The following is a 15,324-nucleotide window of genomic DNA, read 5'->3' as shown; positions in this document are numbered from 1 at the left end:
ACACCAGCCCCTAGGAGGCACGCGATGTCCGCTGCATCCGTCGAGCAGCCCTTCGACGACGACGAGCCGTTCTCCCTGACGGCCATCGCCGACGAGATCATGGAGCGCCATCCGGGCTACCGCGTCGAGATCATCGGAGGCCACCTCCTCGTGACCCCATCACCGGATGCCCCGCACGCGCGTGCCCTGACGAAGCTCATGCGCCCCTTCATCGCTGCAGGGCTCGACGACGACGGAACCGAAGTCCTCCAGAACGTCGGCCTCTGGCTCCCCACCGGCGACGAGGACTACGCCATCCCCGACCTCGTGGTGGTGGACGCCGACATCGACGACCACTTCGTCGAGAACAACGCGTACGACCCGGGCTGCTTCCGCCTGGTCCTGGAAGTCACCTCCGGGAACTGGAAGGACGACCTCAAGACCAAGGTCACCGCCTACGCCAGGGCCGCGGTTCCCGTGTACGTCGTCGTCGACCGCAAGCACCAGCGGCTCCACGTCCTCACCGACCCCGCCGGGGACACCTACGAGAGCCACCGTCCCCACGCCCCCGGCGAGATCGTCACTCTTCCGGACTCCATCGGCGCCAAGGTCACGCTGGACGTGGCGGAGATCCTGAAGGCGGGCCTGCCGAAGAAGTGAGGTGGCGGGGCAGCCGAACGGGGGGTGACGGGCCACCCCCGGCACCAGCGCGGGTGCAAGCCACCCCTGCACAATCACGGCCTCCGGCCGATCATCCCCTTATTCTGACGCCATGTCAGATGACGAGTCCTACGAACTGCTCGGTTTCGACAACATCCTGCTGCCGGTCGGCGACCTGGGTGAGGCCGTCCGGTTCTACGAGTGCGCCGGGTTCGCGGTCGGTTTCCGACTGGACGAGGCCGGGATCGCGCTGCTGAAGGTCGGGGGCGAGACGCCGGGCATCCTGCTGCGGCACGAGGAGGCGCTGGGGCATCAGCCGCCGCCGTGGCCCTCCCCGCGGGTCTGGCTGGAGGTGCCGGACGCGCGGGCGGCGGCGCAGGCGCTGGCGGACACCGGCATCACTCCGCTCGACGCGCCCTTCTCCGGGGCCACCGGCTGGACCGTGGAGATCGCCGATCCCTGGGGGAACGTCATCGGGTTCACGGACTACAGCAAGCGACCGGAGCTCGGGCGCAGGCCGTGAACAAAGCCCCGCACTGGCGACCGACGGAGACGTGACACAAGCCTCACCCCACCGAGTTGAACACGTTCAAAGACGGGGTCTAGAGTCTTCCTCGTCAGCATTTTGAACGTGTTCAAGAAGGGTGGGGGCAATGGACCGCACGGTCATCGCCTACGTCATCTACCTGGTCGTCAGCATCGCCCTGACCGTCTGGGTCGCGCGCACACTCAGCCGCAACGGACGGATCTTCCTCGCCGACGTACTGCGTGGGAACGAGAAGCTCGCCGACGCCGTGAACCACCTCCTGGTGGTCGGCTTCTACCTCGTCAACCTCGGCTTCGTCGCCCTGTACCTCGGCGACGACGAGACCGTCGTCGACACCCGCGGCGTCTTCGAGGCCCTGTCGACCAAGCTCGGCGTGGTGCTGCTGGTGCTCGGCGTGATGCACCTGGGCAACGTCTACGTGCTCAACAAGATCCGGCGGCGCGGTGTGATGGAGCGTGAGCAGGTGCCGCCGGTCGCGCCGCAGAACTGGGTCGCCCCGACGGTCGGGGCGTGAGCGGTGAGCGACGTGACGGACGACGCCGTCGCGGCCGGCGGACCCGGCGCTCCGCGCCCCGGGCCCGCCGCCCCGGTCCGACGGCTGACCGTGCTCTACGACGCCCGGTGCTCCCTGTGCGCCTTCCTGCGCGACTGGCTGGTGCGGCAGCCGCAGTTGGTGCCGCTGGACCTGGTGCCCGCCGGGTCCGACCAGGCGCGGCAGCGCCACCCCGACCTCGACCACGGCGCCACGCTCGACGAGATCACCGTCGTCGGTGACGCCGGCCAGGTCTACCGGGGGCCCGCCGCATGGATCGTCACCCTGTGGGCGCTGCGCGAGCACCGGCCGCTCGCCCATCGCCTCAGCACTCCGGCAGGGGCCCGGCTCGCCAGGGGAGCCGTGCTCGCCGCCGCCAAGTGGCGCGAGGGGCCGTGGGGCACGGCGGCGCAGGGCGGGGGTCAGTGGCACGAGCCGCAGTGGGGCGGGCGCGTCTACCGGGCGGCGGACGGGTGGTCGTACGACCCTCGCGCGGGCTGGACGTACAACCCGCCGGCATGCGACAGCGGTGCCCGCACCACTCGTTGACGCCCGGGTCAGGGCACCGACGCGTCCGACGGGCCGGCTTTCGAACCCGATTTGGCATGCACCCTTCCAAAACGGGGCGGGAGTTGGCACTCTGCCCCCGGTTCTCCACTCCGCACTCGCACCGACTGTCTGTCAGCCGGGCGGCTCACCCCGGCCGCCCGGGCCCCCATCGCAGAAGGAGTACGCGTGAGAGGCACACCCGGCGTCACCCGCATACCCCGCCCTGTCCTCGGCACCCTGGTCGGCGTCACCGCGCTGGTCACCGCGGGCGCCCTCGCCGTCCCCGCGAGCGCCGCGCCGAGGACCGGCACCTCGAACAACGTCAGCTCCGTCCCGGCCGGTGCGCAGCAGCAGGCCCGTGACTTCTGGACCGCGGAACGGATGCGGGCGGCGACCCCGCTGGACCTGGTCACCGTCGACGGCCGGGCAGACGGCGGCAAGGCCCTGAGCAAGGGCACGCCGTCCACCGTCGCGCCCAGCGCCCCGGCCAAGGCGCTCGGCAAGGCCGTCGGCGACATCGGGCTGATGGCCTTCCCCAACAGCGGCGGCCAGTGGACCGGCGGCGGTGCGGTCGTGTCCACCGCGGGGCGGGTGTTCTTCACCCACCAGGGACGTACGGCGTCCTGTTCCGGCAACGCCGTCACCAGCGCCAACAAGAGCACCGTGATCACGGCGGGCCACTGCGTGAAGCTGCAGGGCGCCTGGCACACCAACTGGGTCTTCGTGCCCGGCTACCACGACGGGCAGGCCCCGTACGGGCGCTGGAGCGCGACGAAGACCCTGTCCACGCCCCAGTGGACGGCGAGCGAGGACATCAACCACGACATCGGCGCCGCGGTCGTGGCCCCGCTGGACGGCAAGAAGCTGACGGACGTCGTCGGCGGACAGGGGCTGGCGTTCAACACCGGCTACAACCTGCGCATGTACTCGTTCGGCTTCCCGGCCGCCGCCCCGTACGACGGCGAGAAGTTCATCTACTGCAGCGGCACCACCAACCGGGACTTCCTGCTCTCCGCCGACCACGGCATGAACTGCAACATGACCGGCGGTGCCAGCGGCGGCCCCTGGTTCACGCGGTTCGACGAGGCCACGGGAACCGGCCTGCTGTCCTCGGTGAACAGCTTCAAGTACAACTTCCTGCCGAACCGGATGTACGGCCCGTACTTCGGTACCGACGCCCAGAACCTGTACCAGACGGCGCAGGCCTCCTGACGGTCGGCCGAAACGCCACTCGTTAGGCTCTCTTTCCGTGCCCTCGAAGAACGACAGCCCTGAACAGGGCGACACGCCCAGCAAGTCCGAGCAGACCCGTGCGCTCATCCTGGAGACCGCCATGCGGCTGTTCCAGGAGCGGGGCTACGACAAGACGACGATGCGGGCGATCGCCCAGGAGGCCGGGGTCTCCGTCGGAAACGCGTACTACTACTTCGAGGGCAAGGAACACCTGATCCAGGGGTTCTACGACCGGATCGCCGCCGAGCACCAGGCGGCGGTCCGGCCGATCCTGGCCCGGGAGACCGACCTGGAGGCGCGGCTCGCGGGCGTGCTGAAGGTGTGGCTGGACATCGCCACGCCGTACCACGAGTTCGCCGTGCAGTTCTTCAAGAACGCCGCCGATCCCGACAGCCCGCTCAGCCCCTTCTCCGCCGAGTCGGAGCACGCGCGCGTGGAGGCCATCAGCATCCACCGCCAGGTCCTGGCGGGCGCGAAGACCAAGGTGCCCGAGGAACTGCGGGACGTGCTGCCCGAGCTGATGTGGCTCTCCCAGATGGGGCTCGTCCTGTACTGGGTGTTCGACCGCACCGAGGGGCGCGAGCGCAGCTACCGGCTGGCCGAGCGAGGGGCCCGCCTGACCGCGCGGGGCGTCTCGCTGGCCCGGTTCCGGGTGCTGCGGCCGCTGGTGCGTGAGGTGCACGAGCTGTTCACGGACTTCCTGCCCGGGATGACGAACGCGCTCCCGGATCCGGCGAAGAAGACCGGCGGGAAGGCCGGCACATAGGCCACCGGCAGGGGGCGCCCGCCGAGGACGAGCGCCCCCGAAGCGCCCTCGTCAGGGCCGCCTGACCGCGTCCAGTTCCCCTTCCGCCAGCTCCACGTCGTACACCAGCGGGCCGTCCGCCACGACCACCTGCCCCGCCCGGGAGCCGTAGGGCTCGGCGGTCGTCGCCAGCAGATACGTCCCCGGACCCGGCACCGAGACGATGTACGAGCCGTCGGCGAGCGAGGTCACCCCGTCAAGCCGACGGCCGCCCACGGTCAGCAGCGTCACCGCCGCGCCGTCGACCGGCTCACCGTCTGCCGTGCGGATGAACCCGTGGACGACCGAGGACCTGCCCGCGGCGTCCGGCTCCGCCCCGGCCACCGGCGGCGCCTCGTCCTTCGGCTCGACCGCCAGGTGCGGCAACCGCTTCTCCAGCCAGTCCGGCAACCACCAGTTCGCCCTGCCGAGCATGTGCATCGCGGCCGGCACCAGTGCCGTCCGCAGGACGAAGGCGTCCAGGGCGACGGCGGCCGCGAGACCCACGCCCGCCATCGCGCCCTCCATGTCACCGCTCAGCACGAACGCGCTGAACACACAGATCATGATCAGGGCGGCGGAGTTGATGACCCGGCTGGTCTCCGCGAGGCCGACGCGGACGGCACGGGCGTTGTCCTTGGTGTGCACCCACTCCTCGTGCATCCGGGAGACCAGGAACACCTGGTAGTCCATGGAGAGGCCGAAGAGCAGGGAGAGCATGATGACCGGCAGGAACGAGGTGATCGGTCCCTCCTTGCCGACGCCGATCAGCTCGGTGCCCCAGCCCCACTGGAAGATCGCCACCAGGACGCCGAAGGACGCGGCCGCCGCGATGAGGTTCATCAAGGCGGCCGTCAGCGGCACCACCAGCGACCGGAAGGCCACCAGCAGGAGCAGGAAGCCCAGGGCGATGATCGTCGCGACGAAGTACGGCAGGCGCTCGCCGGTCACCGCCGCGAAGTCCTTGAAGACCGCGGTCACGCCGCCGACATGGGCCTCGGCGCCGGAGTCCGGGATCACGTCCTCGCGCAGGCGGTCGATGAGCCGGTCCGTCTGCTCGGACTGGGGTGAGGTGGTCGGGACGACCTGGATCACCGTCACGCCGTTCGCGGGCGGGACGGCTGCCACGTGGGCGACTCCCTCGGCCGACCGGATGCCGTCGACCAGGCCGGCGGGGGCGTCGCCCTCGACGACGACCTGCAGGGGGCCGTTGACGCCGGGTCCGAAGCCCTCGGCGAGCAGGTCGTACGCCTGGCGCGTCGTGGTCGACTCCTGGTGGTTGCCCTGGTCGGTGGCGCCCAGACGCAGGGACAGCACGGGTATCGCGAGGGCCGCCATGACGACGACGGCCATCGCCGCGATCGGCCGCGGGCGCCTTTGGACGTACGACGACCAGCGCGCCGCGAGCCCGCTCGTCTCCTCCGGCTCCGGCCCCGCCGCCGCGAGCCGGCGCCGCTGCCGCCTGCTGAGCACCCGCATGCCGAGCAGGCCGAGGAGGGCGGGCAGCAGGGTGATGGCGGCGAGCACGCTCAGGACGACAGTGAGCGAGGTCGCGATGACCACGCCGTCCAGGAACCGCATGTTCATCACGAGCATGCCGGCGAGCGCGATACAGACCGTGCCGCCCGCGAACAGCACCGCGCGGCCCGAGGTGTTCAGGGCCGTGACCGCCGACTCCTGCGGCTTCATGCCGCGCAGGATGCCGCGCCGGTGCCGGGTGACGATGAACAGGGCGTAGTCGATGCCGACGCCGAGGCCGATCAAGGAGCCGAGCAGCGGGGCCACTTCGGGCACGTCCGCGACATGGCTGAGCAGCATCGTCCCGATCAGGCCGGTGCCGACGCCCGCGATCGCCACGACGATGGGCAGCAGCATCGAGAAGAGCGAGCCGAAGGCGAGGAAGAGCACGAGCGCCGCGGCGAGGATGCCGACCGCCTCCGCCGTGCCCTGCGGCGGCTCCTGTGTGCGGGCGATGGCCTGACCGCCGAGTTCGACCTGGAGTCCGTCGCCTCCGGCGGCCTGCGCGGTCTCGACGACGTCCTCGATCAGTTCCTTGGGGATGGCGTTCGCCTGCTCGGTGAAGGTGATCTGCGCGTACGCGATGCGCCCGTCCCGGCTGATCTGCGCGGCTCCCCGCGCCGCGTACGGGTCGGTGACCTCGCCGACCCCCTCCATCCGCCCGATCTCCTCGAGGGCGGGCCGGATCCGGGACCGTACGGACTCGTCCCGCACCGATCCGTCGTCCACCTTCCACACCACCGTGTCGGTGTCGCCCGCCCGCTGCGGGAAGGCCTTCTCCATCAGGTCGTACGCGGTCGCGGAGTCCGTGTCCGGGAGGGAGAAGACGTTCGCGTAGTTCGTGCCCGCGGCCGAACTCGCCGCGCCCAGGCCGAACAGTGCCCCCAACCACAGCAACAGGACCACCAGCCGGTGCCGATAGCACCACCGTGCCAATGCCGCCACGCTCAACGCTCCTTAATCGGTCTCGGTCGGTCCCCCAGGTCCTGGGCAACAGGATGGGTGGCGGGACGCTCGTGTGGCAGGCAACGGCCATATCTCTCAAGGAACTCCAAAGGGCGAACCCGCCCGGTTGTCGGTGGCCGCGTCGATACTGGGGCCATGACGACGGCTCCCGGCACCGTGCTGGTGGTGGAGGACGAGGAGAGCATCGCGGACGTCCTCGCCATCGCCCTGCGCTACCACCGCTTCGAGGTCGTGATCGCGAGCACGGTCCGCGAGGCGCTCGCCCTGACCGAGCGCATCCGGCCGGACGCGGCGCTGCTCGACGTCATGCTCCCGGACGGCGACGGCCGCGCCCTCGGGCGCGCACTGCGGGAACGCCGGCCCGACCTGGCGCTCGTCTTCCTCACCGCGCGCGACTCGCCCGCCGAGATCGTCGGCGCCCTCGGCTTCGGCGACGACTACATCACCAAGCCGTTCAACATCGACGAGGTGATCGCCCGCGTCACGGCGGTGCTGCGCCGCACCCTCCCCCACGCTCGAACCGGCTCGCGCGCCGGCACCCCCACGGCCGACGTCCTGCCGCAGCGCCCACCGCTTCGCTACGGCGACCTGGAACTCGACGAGACGACGTACTCGGTGCGCCGCGCGGGCCACACCGTCGAACTCACGCCCACCGAGTACGCGTTGCTTCGCTTCCTCGTGCGCAACGGCGGCCGGATCGTACCCAAGGACCAACTGCTGCGCCATGTGTGGCAGTACGAGCACACCCCGCCCGAGTCGACCGTCGTGGAGACCTACATCAGCTACCTGCGGCGCAAACTGGACGCCCTGGGACCGCCGGTCATCACCACCCGGCGGGGCGTCGGATACGGGCTGAAATGAGGCTGCGGGGACTGCGGGGCAGACGCGGTGTCCACTCGCTGCGCGGCAAGCTGACCCTGGCGAACGTGGCGCTGCTGGCGGTGGGCATCGCCGCGGCGACCGCGATCAGCCTGATGACCGCCCGTTTCTACCTGCTCGACAAGGTCGACAGTGAGCTGAAGGGGGCCCGCACCACGCTGCACAGCGCCGACTTCACCCTGCGGCAGATCGAGTCGCTCAGCGAACTCGGCATCGCCCTGGACAAGTTCACCGACGGCGGCGCCAAGGACACCGATCCGCTGCCGAACCCGACGATGGTGTACGTCGCCCTCGACTCCGCCGGGCAGCCGGTGGCCCTGGGCCCGCTCGAACCGACGCCCCGCCAGCACGCGCTGGCGGCGGCCGCGGAGGATCCGGTCGCGCTGGCCGCCGACGAGGAGCCGCGGAACGTACGGGTCGAGGGCGACCGTCACCGGATGGTCGGCGCGCGCCTGTCCGACGGCACCGTCGTGCTGATCGCCGTGCCGACCGAGGGCCTGCACGAGGGCATGGGCAAGGCGCTGCGGATGGACCTCGCCGTCGGCACCGTGCTGCTGGCGCTGCTCGCCTGCCTGACCATGTTCGGCGTGCGCCGCCGGCTGCGGCCGCTGGAGGACATGGTGGAGACGTCGTCGGCGATCGCCGAGGGCGATCTGACCCGGCGCATCCCCTCCAGCCGCGAGCCCACCCTGGAGGTCGAGCAGCTGCGGGTCGCCCTCAACTCCATGCTGCACCAGGTGGAGTCGGCGTATCGCACGCGCGAGCGCAGCGCGGCCCAGCTGCGGCGCTTCGTCGGTGACGCCTCGCACGAGCTGCGCACCCCGCTGTCCGCGATCCGCGGCTACCTCCAGCTGTACGACAGGGGGATGCTCCGGGAACCTGCCGAGCGCAAGCGCGTCTGGGACCGGATGAACGGCGAGGTCGACCGTATGGGACGCCTCGTCGAGGAGCTGCTCACGCTCGCTCGTCTCGACCAGCGGCCCGAACTGCGGTTCCGCAACGTCGACCTGGGCCGCCTGGTGCGGGAGGCCGCCGAGGACCTGCGGGTTCAGCAGCCCGAACGGCCGATCACCGTCGGCGCCGAGGGCACCCTGCTCGTGCACGCCGACGAGGCGGGGCTGCGCCAGGTGCTGGGCAACCTGCTGAGCAACGTCCGCACCCACACGCCCGCCGAGGTGCCGGTGCGGCTCGGGATCGAGCGGGCGGACGGGGTCGTACGGCTGTGCGTGCAGGACGAGGGGCCGGGGCTGCGCGAGGAGGACGCCGCACGCGTATTCGACCGGTTCTTCCGGGCCGGCGGGGGCGCGGGCAGCGGTCTGGGGATGGCGATCGTGCAGGGGGTGGTGGAGGCCCACGGCGGCGGGGTCACGGTGCGAACGGCGCCGGGCGAGGGACTGGCGGTGACGGTGACGCTGCCGGCGGGGACGGCGGTGCGCCCGTGACCCGGCGGAGCGTCAGATCCAGGTGAGACGCCAGAGCCGGAACACTCCGGTGCCGTCGGACAGGTACTGGCCGCCGCCGACGTCCTCGCTGGTGACCACGTACTCCTTGGCCTGCCACAGCGGGATGACCGGGACGTCGCGGGCGACGGTCTCCTGCAGCGAGCGGAAGTCCCGGGTGGCCTGGCTGCGGTCGGCGAACCGCTGACTGGCCGTGATCAGCCGGTCGACGGCCTTGTCGCTGTAGCCGGTGTTCATGGTGCCGTCGGTGCCGACGAGCGGGCCGCCGTAGGTGTCCGGGTCGGGGAAGTCGGCGACCCAGCCGACGGCGTACGCGTCGAGCTTGCCGCTCGCCCAGCGCTTTTGGAAGTCGGTCCACTCGTAGCCCTTGACCGTCACCTTGAACAGGCCGCTCGACTCCAGCTGCCGCTTGATCTCGGCGGCCTCCGCGGCTCCGGCGCCCCGGCCGGTGGCGTATCCGTAGGTGAAGCGGACGGGCAGGCTCACGCCCGCCTCGGTGAGCAGGGCGCGCGCCTTGGCGGGGTCGAGCTCGGGGTAGGTGTCGAAGAACGACGTGGTGTGGCCGGTGATGCCGGTGGGGATCAGCGAGAACAGCGGGTCGACGGTCCCCTTGTACACGGTGGCCGCCAGCCGGTCCCGGTCGATCAGCCAGGCCACCGCCTGGCGCACCCGGACGTCGTGCAGCGGCGACGATTCGCGGGTGTTGAAGTACAGGTTGCGGATCTCGGAGCTGTCGGCCTCGGACACGCGCTGGCCCGGGTCGGCGGTGTTCAGTCCGGCGAGGACCTCGGGGGGCAGCGTCCGCGTGGCCACGTCGATCCGCTTCGCCTTCCAGGCGGCGTCGAGGGCGTCCGCGTCCGCGTAGTAGCGCAGCTCGACGGGGCGGCCGCTGTCCTTGAGAGCGCCCTTGTAGTGCGCGTTGGGGGCGAGTTCCGCCCTGGCGTCCTTCGAGAAGGCGGTCAGGGTGTACGGGCCGGTGCCGTCCACGAAGTCACCCTTGCGCAGCGTGTCCGCCGGGTACTTCTCGCGGTCGACGATGGCGCCGGCTCCGGTCGCCACCTTGAGCGGGAACGTGGCGTCGGGCGACGACAGACGGAAGGTGACCGTACGGCCGCTCGCGTCCACCGAGCCGAGCGTGTCCAGCAGGGAGGACGGGCCGACGTCCGACTTGATCCGCTTGACGCGGTCGAAGGAGTACTTCACGTCCTCGGCGGTCATCGCGCGCCCGCTCGGGAAGGTGAGCCCCTCGCGCAGCTCGCAGCGGTAGGTGCGCAGTTGGCTGCCGACGAAGCCGCAGCTGCGGGCCGCGTCGGGCACGGGCGTGACGCCGCCCGGCTCGAAGGTCAGCAACGACTGGAAGACGTTGCTGAACAGCGCCCAGGAGCCGGCGTCATAGGCGCCGGCCGGGTCGAGCGACGTGACCGCGTCCGTCGTACCGACCGTGATGGTTCTGTCCTCGCCCTGCTGTGACGACCACAGTTGCCAGCCGCCCACTCCCACGGCCGCCGGCACGAGCAGCGACGCGAGAATCCGCATGCGAACCGTACGCATGGGTGTGCCCTCTCCCCGGCCCGTGACGGGCCCCCGCATGAGCTGTGAATTCGAGCCACTCCCCTAAGCGGCGCGCACACCTAATCACACGTTTTTCACCGGGGGGAAGGGGATTTCGGGGACATGGACAAGAACTTACCTACGGGTGTTTCCGGCGAGTTTCACAGACTGCCCACAGGCGCGGCGGGGCGGGCGGGGCCGCCGGCTGACGGCCCGCAACGGTCAACGGCGCACTCAGGCCTGACGGGACGCCAGCTCGATCACCGTGATGTCCGACGGCGCTCCCACGCGGGTGGGCGGGCCCCAGGCGCCCGCGCCCCGGCTGACGTACAGCTGGGTGTCGCCGTAGCGTTCCAGACCGGCCAGCGTCGGGTTCGCCAGCTCCGCGACGAGGTTGCCGGGCCAGAGCTGGCCGCCGTGGGTGTGCCCGGAGAGCTGGAGGTCGACGCCGTGCTCGACGGCGTCGTGGATCTGCACCGGCTGGTGGGCGAGGAGCACGCAGGCGCGTGCGGTGTCCCGGTCGCCGAGCGCTCTGGCGAAGTCGGGGCCCTGGCCCTCGCTCTCGCCCGCCACGTCGTTGACACCGGCCAGGTCGAAGTGGGGCAGTTCCGTGCGGGCGTTCTCCAGGGGTCTCAGACCCAGGCGGCGTACCTCGTCGACCCACTGCCCGGCGCCCGAGAAGTACTCGTGGTTGCCGGTGACGAAGAACGCCCCGTGCCGCGCCCGGAGACCGGCGAGCGGCGCCGCGGCCGGGCCGAGGTCCTGCACGCTGCCGTCCACCAGGTCGCCGACGACCGCGATCAGGTCGGGCTGGGTGCCGTTGATCGTGTCGACGACCTTCTGGGCGAACCCACGGCCCAGGACCGGGCCCAGGTGGACGTCGCTGACGACCGCGATCCGGTAACCGTGCGCGGCGCGCGGCAGCTTGGCCAGCGGGACGGTGACCCGCTTCACCTTCGGTCCGCGCAGCACGCCGTACGTGCCGTGTCCGACGGTGCCCACGGCGGCCGCGGCGGCGGCACCGGCGATCACCCGGGAGACGAAGAGGCGTCGGGTGGGGGCGGCCAGGGGGCGGGACGGGTCGGTGGCGTCCGGGGCGGGCGCCGGGTCCGGGTGGGGGTCGCTCGCCGCGGGTCGCTCGGCACCGGGCGTCGAGGGCCGCCCGGCTGTGGGCGGGTCGGTCGTGAGCGTGGCGGAGGTGTCGGGCGTGAGCACCGGAAGCGGCTGAGGGCCGGCCGGTGCGGCGGCGGGTGGCGTGGCCGCCACGGCTCCCGCCGGCACGGGCTGCGGTACGGCACTCTCGTGCACGCCCGCCCCGGCGCGCGCCCGTCGCTCGACCCACCGGCGCAGCAGCGGGCGTACGACCTCACCCGCCACCACCCCCAGCAGCAGGTACATCGACAGGGCCAGCCACAGGAAGCCCGGCCAGGCCAGGACCTGCTGGAGCCAGAAGGGCGCGCCCGAGCGCTCGGCGACCAGGGCCCCGATCGTCAGCGCCCATCCGCCGGCGATCATTACCACTCCCGCGCGGCGTACGAACCCGGGGCCACGGGTCGTGTCGCGGAACAGCCGACGCCACATCAGCCAGTTGCCCGCCACGACGACGGACAGCACGAGCAGTGCGACGAGCGCGAAGACGATGACCACGCCGACGTTCCCTTTCCTTTGCGTGCTGAGTGAACGTCCGGATCCGCGGCCGAGTTCCTATGACGTGCGGCGCAGTGCGCGCAGTCCACGCAACCCGATGACCCCGATGACCGTCCCCAATACGAAGGAGACGACGGCGAGCAGCAGGTGCACCCAGAAGTACGCCGTCGGGTGACCGTCCTCGAAGGCGAGCCCGCTGCTGTCCTTGATCAGGTTTTTGACGAAAGTGACCCAGATGACCCAGCTCCACACCCCGAAGGCGAGCAGGAACCAGGAGACGGGGCGGCTGAGCTTCATACGTTCAGTATCGCCGTCGCGTGTTCGGTTCCCCCTCCGGGGTGGGGGCGGAAGCGGGACTTCCGTGCAAACGGCAGGTACGTTCTCGCTCGTGCCCGCACCCAAGAAGACCGCCAGGCGATCCCTGCTGGTCGCTTCCGCCGTCCTGTCCTCCCTCGCACTGACCGCGCCCCTCTCCCATGCGGCGCCGAAGCCCTCGCCGAGCACGAGCCCGTCGGCCACTCCTCCGGCGAACATGTCGACGGTGGGCGGTGAGCGGCTGGGCAGGCCCGGCACCCAGGTGAACCTCGCCGGCGGTGTCCCCGTCCTGCCCAAGGACGTGAGCGCCCGCTCCTGGGTGGTCGCCGACGCCGAGACGGGGGACGTGCTCGCCGCGCACAACGCGCACTGGCGGCTGGCACCCGCGAGCACCATGAAGATGCTGTTCGCCGACACGGTCCTGCCGAAGTTCCCGAAGACCATGACGCACAAGGTCGTCCCGTCGGACCTGGCGGACGTCGGGTCCGGGTCCAGCATGGTCGGGATAAAGGAGGGCGAGACGTACTCCGTCCACGACCTGTGGCTCGGTGTCTTCCTGCGCTCCGGCAACGACGCCGTGCACGTGCTGTCCAAGATGAACGGCGGCATCGAGACCACCGTGGAGGAGATGAACGAGCACGCCGAGGAACTCCAGGCCCTCGACACGCACGCGGTGTCCCCGGACGGCTACGACGCCCCCGGGCAGGTCTCCTCGGCGTACGACCTCACCCTGATCGCCCGGTCCGGGCTGCAGAAGAAGGACTTCCGCGAGTACTGCTCGACCGTCACCGCGAAGTTCCCGGGCGAGACCAAGAAGAAGAAGGGCAAGTCGGTCCGCGAGTCCTTCGAGATCCAGAACACCAACCGGCTGCTGGCCGGGGACAGCGACGTCCCCGTCTACCAGGGCATCGCGGGTGTCAAGAACGGCAACACCACGAACGCCGGCTCCACGTTCACGGGCGTGGCCGAGCGAGACGGAAAGGTGCTGCTCGTCACGGTCATGAACCCGGAGAAGAGCGAGCACAACGAGGTCTACAAGGAGACCGCAAGGCTGTTCGACTGGGGCTTCAAGGCGGCCGGCAAGGTGCAGCCGGTCGGTGAGCTGGTACCGCCGCGGAGCGCGGCGCAGGCCAGCGCGCAGCCGGGTGCGAACGACGCCGGCGAGGCGGGTGGCGCCGGGGACTCCGGCGGATCCGCCGAGCCCGCCGTGGGAGCGTCGGCGGCGAGCGGTTCGAGCGGCATCGGGGTCGCTCTCGGGATCACCGGCGGGCTGCTGGTGCTGCTCGCGGCGGGCGCGTTCCTGATCAACCGCCGGTGGCCGCTGCCGGACCTGGTGCGCCGTCGGAACCGTTCCTGACGCGGGGGCTCGCGGGGACTTCGGGGTTGTCAGGGGCCTTTGCGAGTTCGACCTCCTTGCTCTGCGTCGCCGTCCAGGCGGCGCAGAACACGACCAGCTTCGACGTGAAGTTGATCCACAGCAGCAGGGCGACCGGCACTCCGAAGGCGCCGTACATGCTCTTCGTCGCCACGCCCTGCATGTAGCCGCTCAGCAGCAGCTTCAGCAGCTCGAACCCGATCGCGCCGGTCAGCGCGGCCACGATCAGCCGGCGGCGCGGCGGTTCCACGCCGGGCAGCAGGGTCAGCACGTACAGCAGGATGAGGAAGCCGGCGAGCACGGCGACGAGGAACGCGGCCACGCGCAGCAGGACCCCGCCCCAGCCGCCCTCGTCGATGCCGACCTGCCGGGTGGTCCAGCCGACCGTCGCGGACGCGACCGTGGAGGCCAGGATCGTCACGAGCACGGCGCCGCCGAGGCCGACCAGGACGCGCGCGTCCTTGGCGTAGCGCAGCAGGGGGTTCTCCTCCTCGTCGGGCAGCTCCCACACCGCGCGCAGGCACTCGCGCATGGACCCGACCCAGCTGATGCCGGTGAACAGCAGCACGGCCCCGGCGATGAGGCCGATGGTGCCGGCGTTCTGGACCAGGCCGTCGATGTCCAGCTGGTCGGAGATGCCGGGCACCTGGTCGGCGAGCTTGTCCTCCAGCCTGGCCTGCTGCTCCTGGCTGAGCGTCGCGGCTGCCACCGCGGCGGACACGGTCAGCAGCGGGAAGAGCGCGACGAAGCTGGTGAACGTCATCGCGGCGGCCAGCTGCGTCCACTTCACACGTTCCATGCGCTCGAACGAGCGCCACGCGTGCGTGGTCATCAGCCGTGTGAACAACGGCCCCACACCGGGAAGTCTCTTCAGCCAGTCCATGATCCGACTCTGCCCTCCGTCCGGAAGACCAATGTCCGTGTGCCCCAAAACCGCAGCGCCGTAGCCAGTGCCATGCCGATTCCCGCGCCGGAGAGGGTGTCCGCGCGCTGGGAGGTGAGGCCGAGGCCGTAGTGGCTGATGGTGAGGCACAGCAGCTGTACGGCCGCCCCGGCGGCGTTCACCGCGAGGAAGAGGGCGCAGGGCCGCAGGCCCCGCGGCCGGGTGTGCCGGTAGGTGCCGAAAGCGTTACCGCCGTAGGCGACGGCGCAGCCGGCCGTGAAGGAGAGGGCTTTGGCGGTGAGGGGGTCGAGGGCGGCCGGGCCGCGCAGGCCGGTGAAGAGGGCGAGGTCGACGGCGTAGGCGAGGAGGCCGACGGCGGCGAAGCCGAGGAGTTCACGGCGGGTGGTCCTCGGGCCGGTGAATCGTCGCCGGGCAGGGGTCACGTG

The 15,324-nt window shown here is 71.2% G+C and carries 15 protein-coding genes; 9 read left to right on the top strand and 6 right to left on the bottom strand.

All coding sequences use genetic code 11. From position 1 onward, the window contains the following. Window positions 1–24 precede the first annotated feature (24 nt). From ACWCPI_RS07295 to ACWCPI_RS07270, 6 genes are all read left to right on the top strand, one after another. The gene (locus ACWCPI_RS07295; protein WP_451037148.1) at window positions 25–639 is read left to right on the top strand and encodes a Uma2 family endonuclease; all 615 of its coding nucleotides are present in this window, start codon (window positions 25–27) and stop codon (window positions 637–639) included. 112 nt (window positions 640–751) lie between these two features. Further along, window positions 752–1,162 carry a VOC family protein gene (locus ACWCPI_RS07290; protein ID WP_451037147.1) on the top strand — a complete coding sequence of 137 codons (411 nt, stop codon included), beginning with the start codon at window positions 752–754 and terminating at the stop codon, window positions 1,160–1,162. A 130-nt stretch (window positions 1,163–1,292) separates the two neighbouring features. Further along, window positions 1,293–1,700 (top strand): hypothetical protein, encoded by a 408-nt coding sequence (locus tag ACWCPI_RS07285; RefSeq protein ID WP_451037146.1) that lies wholly within the window; start codon window positions 1,293–1,295, stop codon window positions 1,698–1,700. A gap of 12 nt (window positions 1,701–1,712) precedes the next feature. Next, window positions 1,713–2,267 carry a thiol-disulfide oxidoreductase DCC family protein gene (locus tag ACWCPI_RS07280; RefSeq protein WP_451037205.1) on the top strand — a complete coding sequence of 185 codons (555 nt, stop codon included), beginning with the start codon at window positions 1,713–1,715 and terminating at the stop codon, window positions 2,265–2,267. Between the two features lie 186 nt (window positions 2,268–2,453). Beyond that, window positions 2,454–3,479: a trypsin-like serine peptidase gene (locus tag ACWCPI_RS07275; RefSeq protein ID WP_451037145.1), complete on the top strand. Its 1,026-nt coding sequence runs from the start codon at window positions 2,454–2,456 to the stop codon at window positions 3,477–3,479. A gap of 37 nt (window positions 3,480–3,516) precedes the next feature. After that, window positions 3,517–4,266 carry a TetR family transcriptional regulator gene (locus ACWCPI_RS07270; protein ID WP_451037144.1) on the top strand — a complete coding sequence of 250 codons (750 nt, stop codon included), beginning with the start codon at window positions 3,517–3,519 and terminating at the stop codon, window positions 4,264–4,266. A gap of 51 nt (window positions 4,267–4,317) precedes the next feature. On the opposite strand, the gene ACWCPI_RS07265 is transcribed toward ACWCPI_RS07270, so the two are convergent. Beyond that, on the bottom strand, window positions 4,318–6,738 hold the full coding sequence (locus ACWCPI_RS07265) for an MMPL family transporter (protein ID WP_451037204.1): 2,421 nt from the start codon (window positions 6,736–6,738) through the stop codon (window positions 4,318–4,320). A 165-nt stretch (window positions 6,739–6,903) separates the two neighbouring features. On the opposite strand from ACWCPI_RS07265, the gene ACWCPI_RS07260 reads away from it, so the two are divergent. Together ACWCPI_RS07260 and ACWCPI_RS07255 are read left to right on the top strand one after the other, a co-directional pair. Beyond that, window positions 6,904–7,629 carry a response regulator transcription factor gene (locus ACWCPI_RS07260; RefSeq protein WP_451037143.1) on the top strand — a complete coding sequence of 242 codons (726 nt, stop codon included), beginning with the start codon at window positions 6,904–6,906 and terminating at the stop codon, window positions 7,627–7,629. After that, on the top strand, window positions 7,626–9,089 hold the full coding sequence (locus ACWCPI_RS07255) for an ATP-binding protein (protein WP_451037142.1): 1,464 nt from the start codon (window positions 7,626–7,628) through the stop codon (window positions 9,087–9,089). Before ACWCPI_RS07260 ends, ACWCPI_RS07255 begins: the two co-directional genes overlap by 4 nt. Window positions 9,090–9,101: 12 nt before the next feature. Here the strand turns inward: ACWCPI_RS07255 and ACWCPI_RS07250 are convergent, their stop codons facing one another. The 3 genes from ACWCPI_RS07250 to ACWCPI_RS07240 all read right to left on the bottom strand — a co-directional run bounded on the left by ACWCPI_RS07250 (window position 9,102) and on the right by ACWCPI_RS07240 (window position 12,602). After that, a complete protein-coding gene (locus ACWCPI_RS07250; protein WP_451037141.1) occupies window positions 9,102–10,658 on the bottom strand; it encodes an ABC transporter substrate-binding protein in 1,557 nt (518 codons plus the stop codon). A gap of 234 nt (window positions 10,659–10,892) precedes the next feature. Next, window positions 10,893–12,305: a metallophosphoesterase gene (locus tag ACWCPI_RS07245; RefSeq protein ID WP_451037140.1), complete on the bottom strand. Its 1,413-nt coding sequence runs from the start codon at window positions 12,303–12,305 to the stop codon at window positions 10,893–10,895. A 57-nt stretch (window positions 12,306–12,362) separates the two neighbouring features. Then, window positions 12,363–12,602, bottom strand: coding sequence for an SCO4848 family membrane protein (locus ACWCPI_RS07240; RefSeq protein WP_356579840.1), 240 nt, complete (start codon window positions 12,600–12,602; stop codon window positions 12,363–12,365). Window positions 12,603–12,693: 91 nt separating this feature from the next. Between ACWCPI_RS07240 and ACWCPI_RS07235 the strand changes: the two genes are divergently transcribed. Then, complete coding sequence (locus ACWCPI_RS07235; RefSeq protein ID WP_451037139.1) at window positions 12,694–13,977, top strand: D-alanyl-D-alanine carboxypeptidase family protein; 1,284 nt, start codon at window positions 12,694–12,696, stop codon at window positions 13,975–13,977. On the opposite strand, the gene ACWCPI_RS07230 is transcribed toward ACWCPI_RS07235, so the two are convergent. Together ACWCPI_RS07230 and ACWCPI_RS07225 are read right to left on the bottom strand one after the other, a co-directional pair. Then, window positions 13,925–14,878 (bottom strand): YihY/virulence factor BrkB family protein, encoded by a 954-nt coding sequence (locus ACWCPI_RS07230; RefSeq protein WP_451037138.1) that lies wholly within the window; start codon window positions 14,876–14,878, stop codon window positions 13,925–13,927. The genes ACWCPI_RS07235 and ACWCPI_RS07230 overlap by 53 nt on opposite strands. After that, the gene (locus tag ACWCPI_RS07225) at window positions 14,866–15,321 is read right to left on the bottom strand and encodes a GtrA family protein (RefSeq protein ID WP_451037137.1); all 456 of its coding nucleotides are present in this window, start codon (window positions 15,319–15,321) and stop codon (window positions 14,866–14,868) included. Before ACWCPI_RS07225 ends, ACWCPI_RS07230 begins: the two co-directional genes overlap by 13 nt. Window positions 15,322–15,324 lie beyond the last annotated feature (3 nt).

It is taken from the genome of Streptomyces sp. NPDC001920, from assembly GCF_053594495.1.
This window is presented reverse-complemented; position numbering and strand designations above follow the sequence as displayed.

Bases quoted from the DNA above. Each gene is read 5' to 3' on its own strand.
- ACWCPI_RS07295 (WP_451037148.1), top strand. From the start codon at position 25: ATGTCCGCTGCATCCGTCGAGCAGCCCTTCGACGACGACGAGCCGTTC.
- ACWCPI_RS07290 (WP_451037147.1), top strand. From the start codon at position 752: ATGTCAGATGACGAGTCCTACGAACTGCTCGGTTTCGACAACATCCTG.
- ACWCPI_RS07285 (WP_451037146.1), top strand. From the start codon at position 1,293: ATGGACCGCACGGTCATCGCCTACGTCATCTACCTGGTCGTCAGCATC.
- ACWCPI_RS07260 (WP_451037143.1), top strand. From the start codon at position 6,904: ATGACGACGGCTCCCGGCACCGTGCTGGTGGTGGAGGACGAGGAGAGC.
- ACWCPI_RS07255 (WP_451037142.1), top strand. From the start codon at position 7,626: ATGAGGCTGCGGGGACTGCGGGGCAGACGCGGTGTCCACTCGCTGCGC.
- ACWCPI_RS07250 (WP_451037141.1), bottom strand. From the start codon at position 10,658: ATGCGTACGGTTCGCATGCGGATTCTCGCGTCGCTGCTCGTGCCGGCG.
- ACWCPI_RS07240 (WP_356579840.1), bottom strand. From the start codon at position 12,602: ATGAAGCTCAGCCGCCCCGTCTCCTGGTTCCTGCTCGCCTTCGGGGTG.
- ACWCPI_RS07230 (WP_451037138.1), bottom strand. From the start codon at position 14,878: ATGGACTGGCTGAAGAGACTTCCCGGTGTGGGGCCGTTGTTCACACGG.